13 protein-coding genes, 1 tRNA gene and 1 riboswitch are annotated in these 12,377 nt (G+C 66.7%); of the genes, 2 read left to right on the top strand and 12 right to left on the bottom strand.

Annotation, left to right across the window (positions count from 1 at the left end; all coding sequences use genetic code 11):
* Positions 1–37: 37 nt before the first annotated feature.
* The 9 genes from VFO25_04130 to VFO25_04090 all read right to left on the bottom strand — a co-directional run bounded on the left by VFO25_04130 (position 38) and on the right by VFO25_04090 (position 7,110).
* Positions 38–811, bottom strand: a complete 774-nt coding sequence (locus VFO25_04130; GenBank protein ID HET9342094.1) for an anti-sigma factor — start codon at positions 809–811, stop codon at positions 38–40.
* Positions 808–1,380: a sigma-70 family RNA polymerase sigma factor gene (locus VFO25_04125; protein HET9342093.1), complete on the bottom strand. Its 573-nt coding sequence runs from the start codon at positions 1,378–1,380 to the stop codon at positions 808–810. The genes VFO25_04130 and VFO25_04125 overlap by 4 nt, the downstream gene beginning before the upstream one ends.
* A gap of 53 nt (positions 1,381–1,433) precedes the next feature.
* A tRNA-Gln gene (locus tag VFO25_04120) sits at positions 1,434–1,506 on the bottom strand.
* 145 nt (positions 1,507–1,651) lie between these two features.
* A complete protein-coding gene (locus VFO25_04115) occupies positions 1,652–2,197 on the bottom strand; it encodes a hypothetical protein (GenBank protein HET9342092.1) in 546 nt (181 codons plus the stop codon).
* 101 nt (positions 2,198–2,298) lie between these two features.
* Entirely contained in the window at positions 2,299–3,078 is a 780-nt protein-coding gene (locus tag VFO25_04110) for an NlpC/P60 family protein (GenBank protein ID HET9342091.1), read from the bottom strand.
* Position 3,079: 1 nt separating this feature from the next.
* Positions 3,080–3,231: riboswitch (cyclic di-AMP (ydaO/yuaA leader) on the bottom strand.
* 193 nt (positions 3,232–3,424) lie between these two features.
* On the bottom strand, positions 3,425–4,762 hold the full coding sequence (gene glmM / locus VFO25_04105) for a phosphoglucosamine mutase (GenBank protein ID HET9342090.1): 1,338 nt from the start codon (positions 4,760–4,762) through the stop codon (positions 3,425–3,427).
* Positions 4,759–5,439, bottom strand: a complete 681-nt coding sequence (locus VFO25_04100) for a CdaR family protein (GenBank protein HET9342089.1) — start codon at positions 5,437–5,439, stop codon at positions 4,759–4,761. The genes glmM and VFO25_04100 overlap by 4 nt, the downstream gene beginning before the upstream one ends.
* A complete protein-coding gene (gene cdaA, locus VFO25_04095; protein ID HET9342088.1) occupies positions 5,396–6,262 on the bottom strand; it encodes a diadenylate cyclase CdaA in 867 nt (288 codons plus the stop codon). Before cdaA ends, VFO25_04100 begins: the two co-directional genes overlap by 44 nt.
* A gap of 8 nt (positions 6,263–6,270) precedes the next feature.
* Positions 6,271–7,110 carry a hypothetical protein gene (locus VFO25_04090; protein HET9342087.1) on the bottom strand — a complete coding sequence of 280 codons (840 nt, stop codon included), beginning with the start codon at positions 7,108–7,110 and terminating at the stop codon, positions 6,271–6,273.
* A gap of 145 nt (positions 7,111–7,255) precedes the next feature.
* Between VFO25_04090 and rpsT the strand changes: the two genes are divergently transcribed.
* Together rpsT and VFO25_04080 are read left to right on the top strand one after the other, a co-directional pair.
* A complete protein-coding gene (gene rpsT, locus VFO25_04085) occupies positions 7,256–7,504 on the top strand; it encodes a 30S ribosomal protein S20 (GenBank protein ID HET9342086.1) in 249 nt (82 codons plus the stop codon).
* A gap of 3 nt (positions 7,505–7,507) precedes the next feature.
* Complete coding sequence (locus tag VFO25_04080; GenBank protein ID HET9342085.1) at positions 7,508–8,203, top strand: hypothetical protein; 696 nt, start codon at positions 7,508–7,510, stop codon at positions 8,201–8,203.
* 72 nt (positions 8,204–8,275) lie between these two features.
* On the opposite strand, the gene priA is transcribed toward VFO25_04080, so the two are convergent.
* Genes priA through VFO25_04065 form a run of 3 tightly spaced genes read right to left on the bottom strand, consistent with a single transcriptional unit; the run spans position 8,276 to position 12,305 of the window.
* Positions 8,276–10,696, bottom strand: coding sequence for a primosomal protein N' (gene priA / locus VFO25_04075; GenBank protein ID HET9342084.1), 2,421 nt, complete (start codon positions 10,694–10,696; stop codon positions 8,276–8,278).
* Positions 10,693–11,781, bottom strand: coding sequence for a 3-dehydroquinate synthase (gene aroB / locus VFO25_04070; GenBank protein ID HET9342083.1), 1,089 nt, complete (start codon positions 11,779–11,781; stop codon positions 10,693–10,695). Before aroB ends, priA begins: the two co-directional genes overlap by 4 nt.
* Positions 11,778–12,305 carry a shikimate kinase gene (locus VFO25_04065; protein HET9342082.1) on the bottom strand — a complete coding sequence of 176 codons (528 nt, stop codon included), beginning with the start codon at positions 12,303–12,305 and terminating at the stop codon, positions 11,778–11,780. The genes aroB and VFO25_04065 overlap by 4 nt, the downstream gene beginning before the upstream one ends.
* Positions 12,306–12,377: the final 72 nt, after the last annotated feature.

The following is a 12,377-nucleotide window of genomic DNA, read 5'->3' as shown; positions in this document are numbered from 1 at the left end:
CGAAGCTCGGCAGCCGACCTTCGGTCGGCCTACTACTTCAATCGAGCGATTGCGACATCGCGAAGGGCATCGTCGGCGTCGCGCTGCCGCCCATCGGCTCGACGCTGAAAGCGACGACGTCACCCTTGCGGACAGGCATCGGCATGTGCATCATGCTCGTCTTGCCGGCGGCCACCATCCCCGCGCTGTGGACCTTGCCGCCGCGGATCACCCAGACTTCGAACGTCTTTCCTTGCGGCATCGATGGCATCGAGGCGACGAGCATCGCCGGCTTGTTCCCGAACGGCTGCGCCAGCGTGCAGTGCCACCAGTGCGACGGCTTGCCGCCGCTCATATCCCATACTTTGCGAGCGGCGGCGATCTCGACGATCGCACCTTTGTTCAGCGCGAGCTCGTCGCGCATCGCGGCCATCTGCGCCGAGGCCGACGCCGCTTGCGCGTCCATCCGAGAGCGCTCGATCATCGCGGAGACGTTGAGCGAGACGCCTGCGAGAAATACCGCCGCCGCAAGGCCGGCCCACCACGGTGTGCTCGCCCGCATGACGGCGCGGCGCTGCGAATTGCGCAGCACCTGGCCTGCCGCCGCTTCTCCTCGCGCTTGCGCGAGCAGCCTGCTCCTGAGCGCCGCCGACGGCGTCATCGGTTCGCACGCGAGCGGCAGCGTCGCCGCGAGCCCGCTCATTTCGGCGAGGTCGGCCGCGCACGATGCGCACGAGGCGCAATGCTCTTCAACCACCTTCTGCTCGCTGGGCGACAGCGCGCGAAGCGCGTACGCAGCGGTGAGATCGAGCACGTGATCCGATTCGATCATATGCCGCTCACCCCCAATTCCGGTGTTTCGAGCATCGCTTTCAGCTTCTGAAGACCGATCCGCATCCTTCCCTTGACCGTGCCGAGCGGCACGCCCATCAAGTCGGCGATCTCTGTTTGCGAGTAGCCCGAGAAGTACGCGAGCTCGATGCTCTTCTTCTGCTCGACGGGCAACCGCTCGAGCGCGTCGCGAACCGTCGTGCCGCGCACGTCGCTCCATACCTGCTGCCAGGGTCCGGGCTCGGCGCCGAAATCTTCCGGGATCTCGTCGATCGAGACGGAGTTCGCACCCGACGCGTGCGAGCGCAGCTTGTCGATCGAACGGTTGCGCACGATCGCCATGAGCCACGTCTTCGGGCTGCCGCGGTCAGGTCGATACGACTTCGCCTGACGCCAGACCGACAGGAACGCGTCCTGGACGACGTCTTCGGCGACGCCGCGTTCGCCGACGATCCGGTACGCGAGCGAATACGCGACCTTGCCGTAGCGGTCGTAGAACGATTCGAGCGCGCCGACGTCCTGGCGGCCGAGCGCCTCGATCAGCCGGTCGTCTGCGATGTCACGCGGCAAATTGCATGCTCCCGCCCTAGTATACGATGGCATGCCGCCGTCGGATGCGTGTGCTGGGGCGGAAGGACTCGAACCTTCGCATGGCGGCTCCAAAGGCCGCTGCCTTACCAGCTTGGCTACGCCCCATCACGCGACGCCCGTTCTTCTGGTAGCGCCGCATCGCATCCCGCAGGTCAGACGGTCGAGCTAAAGCTCGACCGCTACAAAATCATGTGTGGTCAAAAACAAAACGCCGGCTCGACGGCCGGCGTTCGCATACGGCGCCGTCGATCTACGGCGTCTCGGGCTCCGACTGTTGCATCGCCGGGCGCCACGGTTGTGCCGGTGCCGGCGCCGCTGCGGCAGGCTCGCTCGACGCAAACGATGTCGCCGGAGACGTCGTCGGCATGACGAGGCGCCGCTGGTTGAGCATCGCCATCGCTTGATCGGCGCGATTCGCGGCCAGACAGGCCTGCAAGCCTTGCCAGATTCGATACGTGAGATAGAGACGGATGAGGAGCGCGATCGGGCTGAAGAACTGGATGAGATTGACGGCGGTGCGGATCACGTAGAGCACGATGCCTGCGACGAATGCCCACGGATGTCTCTGGCCCGCGAAGTACCCGAGCACGACGAACGCGGCGCCGATGAGCAGGTCGACGACGGCGATCGTCGCTCCGGCGGCTGCAAGCGCATCGCTTCCGGCCTGATACGCCTGATACGCCGACAGCAGCTGCAAGCCGGCGATGATATAGAACCAGATCGAAACGCCGCGGATCTTGGCGTGTTGGATCGTCTTGTCGCTCGCCGCATTCGCGACGCTAGGTCCATTCTTCACGGTCACATCCTCCGCTCACGTACGTTATCGGCTGGGGTTCTGAAGATGCGTCCGTGCGGCCCAGCGTGAGCGGCGTCACATCGGCGCCGCGCCAACCGAGATCAGTGGATGAGCCGTCGAGCCCCGATGTAGCGCGACGCGTAGTAATCCATGGAGAGTTCGTCGATGCGTACGCCGTCCGACGCAGATGCGTGGACGAATCGGCCGCCGCCGAGATAGATGCCGACGTGCGACGCGCCGGGTGCGTACGTCTGGAAGAACACGAGATCGCCGGGCTGCAGATCGCGAGTCGCAACGGGCCGGCCGACTTCGAACTGGCTATCGGCGGTGCGCGGTACGTCGATGCCGTTATGCTCGAAGACCGCGTACACGAAGCCCGAACAGTCGACGCCGCCGAAGGACGTGCCGCCCCAGACGTACGGCACGCCGATGTAGCGCAGCGCGGTGTGCGTCACGCGCTCATCGAAAGCGAGGATGCGCCGTGCGACTTCGAAACTTACGGAGACGGGCGGCGGCGGCGCTTCGCCGGTGTGCGTCGCAAACCAAACGGCGTTCTTCATCGCTCCGGGTTCGGGCGTCGAGACCCGCTGCGCGACAACAGTCTTGGAGTGCCGCACGCTTGCAGATGCGTGACGCGCGGCGACCTTCGTCGGTCTTACCTGCGCGGTTCGCAGCACGACGGATTCACCGATCTGCAAAATGCTGGCGTCGGTGAGGTGGTTGAGCGCCTCGAGCTGCGCGACTGAGACGTTATTCGCCCGCGCGATGGTCCAAAGCGTATCTCCGGCCACAACTGTGTGGACGAGATTCGCAGCCCCAGCGGGCATCGCACAAACGGCGACAAAGGCCGCGAGAACGCTAAAAACAGCGAGAGATCGCAACGGTACCTCTTCCGAACGCCTACGGGGTTAGCTGACGGGTTAGCGCGGGAAAGATCGCGCCTCCGCGCTCATCTGCGCGGACTCACCCCAACCGATGGGTCCCCCGTTTCGTGGCCGGCCCTCAGGGCCTCACGAACTCGGCGACTTGGTCTGGCCTAGCTGCGGCAGCCCGTCCTGGGCGCCTTGACCGGCCTTGCGATGGATGGCAGGCTCGCGGGTCTGCCTGACTACCTCCATGGTAACTGGGAGGGCGGCGCGGTCTCAATGCCGCGCATCACTAGGGTCTTTTGCCGGGGTTCGCGCGGCCGTACCAGGCCGTCCTCTTATGGCGTCCCGTAAAACGGTTCTATGTGATTGACGGGGCCGCAGCAACGATGCGGTCGGCGATCGACTGGGCTATCGTCCGCATTTCGGACTCGTCTTGCCCTTCGATCATGATACGGATGAGCGGCTCGGTGCCTGACGGCCTCACAAGGATGCGACCCTTGCCCCGCATCGATTTTTCGGCCGCGGCGATCGCATCGCGAACGCCGTCGCGCTCGACGCACCGCTTGTCGTCGACGCGGACGTTGACCAGGATCTGCGGATATGTCTGCATGCGCTCGCGCAACGCGCGCAATGCGCCGGCCTTGGCCGCGAGCGACAGCAGCCGCACAGCGGTCGCGATGCCGTCACCCGTCGTGTTCGCCTCGAGGTCGATGATGTGCCCCGACTGCTCGCCGCCGATCCTGAACCCGCCGCGCTGCATCGCCTCGAGGACGTAGCGGTCGCCGACTGCCGTCCGCACGAGCTTCGCGCCCATCGCGGCGATCGCCAGCTCGAGGCCGAGATTGCTCATGACCGTCGCGACGATCGTCTTGTGCGGCAGCTCGTCCGAATCGAGCAGTTCCTTCGCCCAGATGGCGAGCACGTGATCGCCGGTGACGACCTCCCCGCCTTCGTCGACGAAGAGAGCGCGGTCCGCATCGCCATCGAACGCGACGCCGATGCTGTTCGGGTGCCGCGCGACGGCGCGGCGCAGCGACGTCAGATCTGTCGCGCCGCAGCGGACGTTGATCCGGCCGCCATCGTCCTTGCAATGGAGACGGATGACGCCTGCTCCGAGGCGCCGTAAGATGCGCGGCGCGAGATCGTAGGCAGACCCGTAAGCGCCGTCGACGACGACCGTGAGGCCGGAGAGATCTCCGCCGAGGGCGACGCAGTGATCGGCGTACGCCGCCACGTCGCGCGTCCGGTCGCCGATCGTTCCGATCTGCTTTCCGGTCGGGCGCGGCAGCTCGTGATGCGCCTCGACATGCCCGGCGATCTCATCCTCCAGCGTGTCGGGTAGCTTGCAGCCGTCAGCGGCGAAGAACTTGATGCCGTTATCTTCGATGGGATTATGTGACGCGGAGATCATGACGCCGGCCGCGGCTTCGAGCTGACGCGTCAAGAACGCGACCGCCGGAGTCGGGACGATGCCGAGCTTCCAAACGTCGAGCCCGATCGAGCATACGCCGGCGCTGAGCGCGTTTTCGAGCATCGGTCCCGAAAGCCGCGTGTCGCGCCCGACGAGGATCGGACGCCGCTCACCGTGCGCGGCGAGCACGGAAGCGCCGGCGCGGCCGAGCGCAAAGGCGAGCTCCGGCGTGAGAAATTCGTTCGCGACGCCGCGGACGCCGTCGGTGCCGAAGAGGCGGTTCATTTCGGTGTCGTACCGAGGTCCGGCGAGGTCGAGCCGGTCGGCGCGGTCACGCGGACGACGCCGAGAACGGTGACGCCACGCACCGGCTGCAATGCGCCGTCGATCGGATCCGGTTTCATGACGGCAGCAAAGCCGGCGGGCAGCGCGCCGGGTTCCGGCACGACGACTTGGACCGCGACGACTTTCGCGACCGTCGATGCGCCGCCAGCCACTTCGATGGTCGAAGGCGCGACCACGGCGTTTGCCAGCAAGGTCCCGCCCGCGCCGCGCGCGAGCACTGGGACCGCTCGAAAGGCGTACCGATCGATCGAGACGACCGCTTGATCGGGAGTCACTACCTTAACCTTATCGGCATCGCGCCCGACGACGTTCACCGCGAACGAGTAAACGCCGGTCTGACGTCCCGAGCAATCGACGAATGCGGAGAGATCCGAGACGGTTGCGCTCTCGACGTCGGGTCGCGGGCCCGAAAGGTCGACCCTCACCGTCTCGACTTGAGGGGCCGCGACGAACCCAGCGCCGAGCCCGCGCACCGCTAGCGGCAGTTCGAGCGTCTTCGAAAAGACGTCTTGCGAGCTGCCGAAATAGTTCAGCGTGAACCACAGCGCGACCGAGACGACGACGGCCGTCACCTTAAGGCCGAAGTTGCGTCTTACCGAATCGATCAGCAGCGCCATCCGCTCTGCCCCATAGCATCCTCACCCTGTCGATGAACGAGACGTTCTGCGCCGTCGATGCCGGCGCCATCGCCTGCAGGAGCGCCGAAGTCGCGTCCTCGGCACCCTTGCCTACGAGTGTCAGACGACCTGCGCGCGCGATCTCGATGTCGCCCGTCTCCTCCGACACGAGCAGCACGATCGAATCCGTCTGCTCCGTCAATCCAAGCGCCGCCCGGTGCCGCGTGCCGATGCGGCGGTCGACGGTCGCCTCCGAGAGCGGCAAGAAGCAACCGGCCGCGACGATGCGGTCGCGGCGAACGATGACCGCGCCGTCGTGGAGCGGCGTCTTCGGCGCGAAAAGCGTCAACAGCAACTCGTAGGAGATCCGCGCGTCGAGCACGCGGCCGCTCTCGACGTACTCCTCGAGGCCGGTGGCGCGCTCGATGACGATGATGGCGCCGATCGCGCCGCGCGCAAAATTAGCGGCCGCTCGTCCGACGATCCCCGCGACCTCGCCGTCGGTGCCGGCGCCGTGGTGCGCGCCTCGGCCTTCGAGGAACTCACCGGTGCCGAGCAGCGCAAGCGCCCGGCGCAGCTCCGGCTGGAATACGACCGGTATCGCGACGCCGGACGCGATGAGCAAACCGTTGAAGATCGAGAGCATCGTCCATAGGTGCAGTCCCTGCGCGATGAGCCGAAGCACGAGCAGGAGCGCGATGCCTTGCAATATCTGCACGGCGCGCGTTCCGCGGATGAGCAAGAGCACGACGTAGACGACGTAGGCGGTGAGCACGACGTCGAGGACATCGGTCCAGCCGAACGTGATGTGCGGCAGTTCCATCGATACGCTTAACGCGCGCGGTCGTCGGGCAAGTGCGTCTCCAACACTTGCGCCGGCGTCGCGTTCAGTCCGGTCTCGAGCGACAGCGTGTCCAAGAGCGCATCGAGCGGCACGTGCGACAGCAGCGCGGTCATCCCCAACCTGCCCCCGTAGCGACGCGCCTCGATGTCGAGCACGGTGAGCGTTCGGACGATCGGCGACTTCGCCGCGTCGCCGAACTCGAGGATGACGACGGACGCACCATCGGCAGCGGACACGGCAGCGTACGCGCCTACCTCAGAAAATCCGCTCTCCGCCCCACCGACGGCGGCGCACGCTTTGACGAGCCCATGCTCGGGAACATCTTCGAGCCGCGCTTTGAGGACAAGCGTCGGGCGAGTCAGCTCGAGCGCAACGCCTAGGCAGTCCGATCCGCCGTACGGCAGCATCGGCGCGGCTTGACCGACCGCGAGACCTTTGCGCCCCCACGGCATCGGCCGGTCGAACGCCCACGCAGCCGCCGGCTTGTCGCGGCGAGCCACGAAGACCGGCGCTGCGAACGAACCGTGCATGTGCACCGCGAGGCTTCTGATCGGTTCGTCGGCGAATACGGCCGGCTCGTCGAGCATGATGTCGAAGCGAAACGCTCTGCCCGCGGCCAGCCCTTTGCCGATCTTGTCCGACAGCGGCTCGAGGACCCCGATGAAATCGTCTGCACCAGCGCGGAAGCTCAGCGCGGACGCGTTGACGTCGTGGTCGTTGTGGGCCGCGAGCAACGTGCTGCCAGCTTCGATCGAAGCGGCGATGTCGTCGAGGACGTGCGGCGGAAGCGGCGGACTTGCGATGAGTCTGACGATCGCGTTATTCACAAGCGCGCAATCGTTCACCGCAGCGACTTTGCCACCTCCAGATGTCCCGTGCTCGCTTGCCCGCGACGGTCGCCGCATGGTATGATGGTGCGGATTTTTGGCGTCACGCTCGACGCCCACACGCAGACATCCGGAAAGGGACTTCGTGCCGAACATAAAGGCAGCGATCAAGTGGACTCGCGCTTCTGAGAAACGACGGCAGCGCAATCAGGCGGTCACGAGCAAGCTCAAGACGCTCGGGAAAAAGGCCGGCGGAGCCGGCGCGACCGACGCCGACCGCACGGCCGCGGCCTCGGCGTTCGACAAGGCCGCCGCGCGCGGCATCATCCATAAGAACAAGGCGAACCGCAAGAAGTCGCGGCTCGCGAAACGGGCTAAGAGCGCGAAGGCGTAAGCCGTGCGCGTCGCCGCGGCCGGACTGCTGGCAGTCCTCGCCGCGCTCTTCATCGTGCAGCGCCCGAGCGCGAATGCCGATGAGTCCAGTCCGTTCCCGAGCCCGTCGCCGAGCGCAAGCGCCGGCGTAGGCAGCGGCGGCTACGCGCTCTTCGGCGTCATGACGTTGAACGGATCCGGCGGGATCGTGCCGGCGTCGCCGACGCCCGCACCCTTCAAAGCCGCGGGGTCGACCGGATACGAGCTAGAGCTGCAAGGCCGCCTCTCCGATTCGTATTTGGCGACACTTCATTTCGAAGACGTCAACATCCACGGCGACGACTCATCGGTCGAATCTCGCCTCGATGTGAACGGACTCTACCAGTTCTCGAAGACGCCGCTCGCGATCGGAATCGGCTACGCGGCGCTACAGCGATCGACCGCGCACGCCACGTCGAGCGGTTTGGGTCTCGGCCTCACCGTGCTGCCCGACTTCGCGCGCAGGATCTCGCTCTACGGGTCGGGGTTCTACTATCCGTCGCTTCCATCGGGCACGACGCGCGGCGGTCTGACCGTGCTCCGGCTCGGACTCGCATTCACGCCGCCCGGCACGTCGGGGCTTTTCGGTCGCATCGGATTCTCGGATCAGAATTTCTCAGCGGCGAGCTTTTCGCCGCGATCACTGTCGGGCGTCGAGATCGGCGTCGGCGCCACGTTCTAAGTAGTTCACTTCGAGCTGACTAGGGAGCGGTCGAGATTTATCTCGACCGCTCCCATTTCGCTCTAAGTCGAGCTAGCGGGGGTCGACGATCGCGGTCAGGCGGACGCCGCTCGGGATGCGATGTGCGCGGGCCGCATCGACCGAGCCGAGCAGATCTTCCTCGGAATCGGCTTTGAGAGCGATGCGCATACGATATTCGCCGCGGGCTTTCGCGACCGGTTCGAAGGCGGGACCCAAGACCTCGACGCCGTCCGCGCGGTCACGCAACGCCTGCGCGATCGCGCTTGCCGTGCCCGATGCCGCCGCGGCGTCCGGCGAAGCGACCGACAGGTACGCGAGCTTGCCGAACGGCGGGTAATGCAGCTCGCGTCGCAGCGCCAGCTCTTTCGCCGCGAATGCATCGTAATCGTGTCGAGCCGCCAACTGGACGGCATAGTGATCCGGCGCGTAGGTCTGGACGACGACGCGCGCTCCCGGCGACGCGCGACCTGCACGGCCGGCGACCTGTGTCAGTAGGCCGAACGTGCGCTCGGCAGCGCGAAAATCCGGCCGATTGAGATCGATGTCCGCTGCGACGACGCCCACGACCGTCACGGTGGGAAAGTCAAGGCCCTTTGCGATCATCTGCGTGCCGACGAGGATGTCGGCATCGGCGCCGAACGTCTCCAGTAGTTCGCGGTGCGAGCCGCGCGTACCGGTCGTATCGGAATCCATGCGGACGATTCGCGCGGCAGGGAACAGCGCTCGCACTTCTTCTTCCACGCGTTGCGTGCCGAAGCCGAACGGCTTGAGGTCCTCGGAATTGCACCGTGGGCAGCGCACCGCGACTCTGTACGCGTCACCGCAGATGTGGCAGCGCATCGAACCATCGGCGACGTGCACCACAAGCGATATCGAACACCGCCGGCACGCCGGCGCGTAACCGCACGCGCGACAGAGGAGCAGTCCGGCGTAGCCGCGCCGGTTGACGAACAGCAAGGCCTTCTCGCGCTGCGCGAGCGCCTGCTCGATCGCGCCGACGAGCGCCACACCGAGCGGCCTGCGCGTCCGCGATCCCGACTCACCCGACATGTCGACGATCTCGACGGGCGGCAGCGGCGCTGCGGTCGCGCGGTCGCGCAGCCGCAGGTGCCGGATGCCGCCTCCCAAGGCCTCTGCGTACGATTCGAGGCTCGGAGTCGCCGAACCGAGCACGACGGCGCCGCCGACGTTGCGCATCCGCTCGCGCGCCACCGCAGCGGCGTCGTACCGAGGCGCGACGTCCTGCTTGTACGATGGCTCGTGCTCTTCGTCGACGACGATGAGGCGCACGTCCGGCAGCGGCGCGAAGACGGCGGAACGGGCGCCGACGACGACGTCGATTGAACCGTTCGCCGCAGACGCCCAAACGCGGGCGCGATCGCCGTCCGACATAGCGCTGTGCACGACGGCGACGCGCGATCCGAAGGGCTGCGCGATGCGACCGGCGGTCTGCGGCGTCAGCGCGATCTCGGGCACCAGGACGATCGCGCGCCCACCGCTCGCACGCACCTGCTCGATGGCTCGTGCGTAGACGAGCGTCTTGCCGGAGCCGGTGACTCCCTGGAGCAAGACGACACCGCCTTCGCGTACGCTTTCGCCGATCGCCTCGATCGCGTCTCGCTGTGCCGCAGTCGGAACGAGGGTCGTGCGCGGATGTGCGGCAATCTCGAGCTCGGCGGTGACCGCGGTTTGGCGCATCGAACAAACGCCGGCCTCGACCGCGCGTTTGATCGTTTGCGGAGTCGTCGAGGCTGCGCGCACGAGTTCGGCGAGCGGCATACCGCGACCGTCTGCCGGAAGCGCCGCGACGATCCGCTTTTGCGCCGCGTTGGACGCACGCTCCGGATGAACGACGGCGATGATCCTGATCGTTTTCGGCGCCTGCGGCTTCGGAGATGGTCGATCGACGCGCTCGATCACCCGTGCGCGGATAAGCCGGTCGAGTTCTCGCAAAACGGCCGTCAACGAGATCCGTACGCCCGCGTCTCGCATCGCCCTCAGCGCAGCGAGCGCCGCGAACGGCTTTTCCCCGAATCGCTTTGCGAATATCTGGTAGGCCGAGCGAGGCTCGGCTGAGGCGGGTTCGGCATTGGTTCCGGCTCCATCGTCAACCGCAACGACGAATCGATAAAGCGCCCCGCTCGCGCGCGACGATCCTTTGCCCGCCACCGCGGCGATGGCTTCTCGGTAACTGCACGCGTAGCGCTTGTGGAGCCAGCCGGCGAGGCGCACGAGCGACGGGTCGAGCGAGCGCGGTTCTTCTTCATCCGATTCGATCGGTTTGAGCGATTCCGGATCGACCGCGGCCCGTCTCTCGGACACGATCCATCCGCCGACGGAGCGGCCCCCGAAGGGCACGCGCACGCGCGCTCCGATGCGCGCTTCAGATCCGCCGACGAGATATGTGAAAGCTTCCGCAAGCCGAGCCGCCGGCACGTCGACGACGACGTCGACGCAGTCGATGCGACTCATCCGGTGAGTTCGGTTCCGGTCGGCGGCGACATGCAGCTCTCGATGGCCCGCAGCGCGATCGCCGTGTCGACCTCGACGCCGTGCCGGACATCACCGAGCGATACGGGCAGCACGAATCGCACGCGGCCGTCGACGACCTTCTTGTCGCGCGCGATGCCGCTCAGGATCGCGTCCGCTTTGACCGCCCGCGCGAACACGGGAAGTCCGACGCGGCGCATGACGTTCAAGACGCGGACGTGATCAGCAGGCGGCCAGTCGCCGCGCGTCCTCGACATGAGGCCGGCGGCGCGAATGCCGACCGCGACCGCCTCGCCATGCGGCATGCGGTAGCTCGTCGCCGCCTCGAGCGCGTGCCCGACGGTATGGCCGAGATTGAGGACGGCGCGGCGTCCGGTCTCGCGCGGGTCGGCCGCGACGATCTTCGCCTTGACGCTCGCCGCTTCTGCGACGATGCCGCGCCACCACTCCGGCGATGCGCTCTCGGGCATCGCCGCGATGCGCTCGAGCAGACCGGGGTCCGCGATGATGGCGCATTTGATCGCTTCCGCAAGCCCGGTGCGTCTCTCGCGTTCGGGGAGCGTCTCGAGCGAACGGACGTCCGCGACGACCGCGACCGGATTCCAGAACGCGCCGACGAGATTCTTGCCGGAACGAAGGTCGACGCCGGTCTTGCCCCCGATAGCGGCGTCGGCCATCGCGAGGATGGTCGTGGGGACGACCGCCCATGACAAGCCGCGCATGAACGTCGCGGCCGTATACCCGACAAGGTCGGTCGTCGTGCCGCCGCCCACGGCGACTACGAGCGTTGACCGCTCCGCGCCTCGTTCGACGAATGCTTCGTATAAAGATGCCGCGGAATCGAGGCGTTTGGTCCGCTCGCCGGCCTGAATCGCGATCGGTTCGGCGAGCGAAAAACCCGCGCTTTCGAGGCCGCCGGCGATCGCGCGTGCTCGGTCAGCTACGCGTCGGTCGCAAACGACGATAACCCGGCGTCGATCGCCGACGAGTCTTGGCAGCGTCAGCGCCGCGTCTGCTGCGATGACGATCGGATAAGGGAGGCCGTCGACGACGATATCGGCGCTCACTTGGTCACCGGCTCTTCCGCCGCAGCCTTGCGCTTGTACCAGCGCGCGATGATGTGCGCGATCGCCGACGGCGAGCGCGAGTCGACGGAGATCGAGAGGTCGTTATCGGCGTACGCGGCGGAACGTTCGGCCATGAGCGAACGGATCGTCTCGAGCGTCGGAACCGGACCGAGCAGCGGCCGGTGCGTGCGATGCGCGACGCGGGCGTACGCGGTCTCTGCCTTGATCGCCAGGTTCACGATGCAGCCGTTTCGCCGCATGATCGCCCGGTTCGCCGGATCGAGGATGGCGCCGCCGCCGACGGCGAGCACGAGCGGACCGCCTTCACACAGCCGCGCGATCGTCTCCGACTCGCGCACGCGGAAAACCGCTTCGCCTTCGCGCTCGAACAGCTCCGCGATCGGCCCGTGGACGCGCTCTATCTCGACGTCGCTGTCGACGAACGGGATGCGCAGCAAGCGCGCGAGGCGGCGCCCGGCAGTCGTCTTCCCGGCTCCCATGAATCCGGTGATCGTGACGTTCACGCGGACAGATTTCGCGCTCGCTGCGACGACTCCCAGGCGCGACTATGTCAAGGTCTTATTCTGTAGCGGTCG

The sequence above is a fragment of the Candidatus Eremiobacteraceae bacterium genome (assembly GCA_035710745.1).
Lineage (GTDB): Bacteria > Vulcanimicrobiota > Vulcanimicrobiia > Eremiobacterales > Eremiobacteraceae > JANWLL01.
The sequence above is the reverse complement of the archived record's forward strand: the minus strand, read 5'-3'. Positions and strand labels throughout refer to the sequence as shown.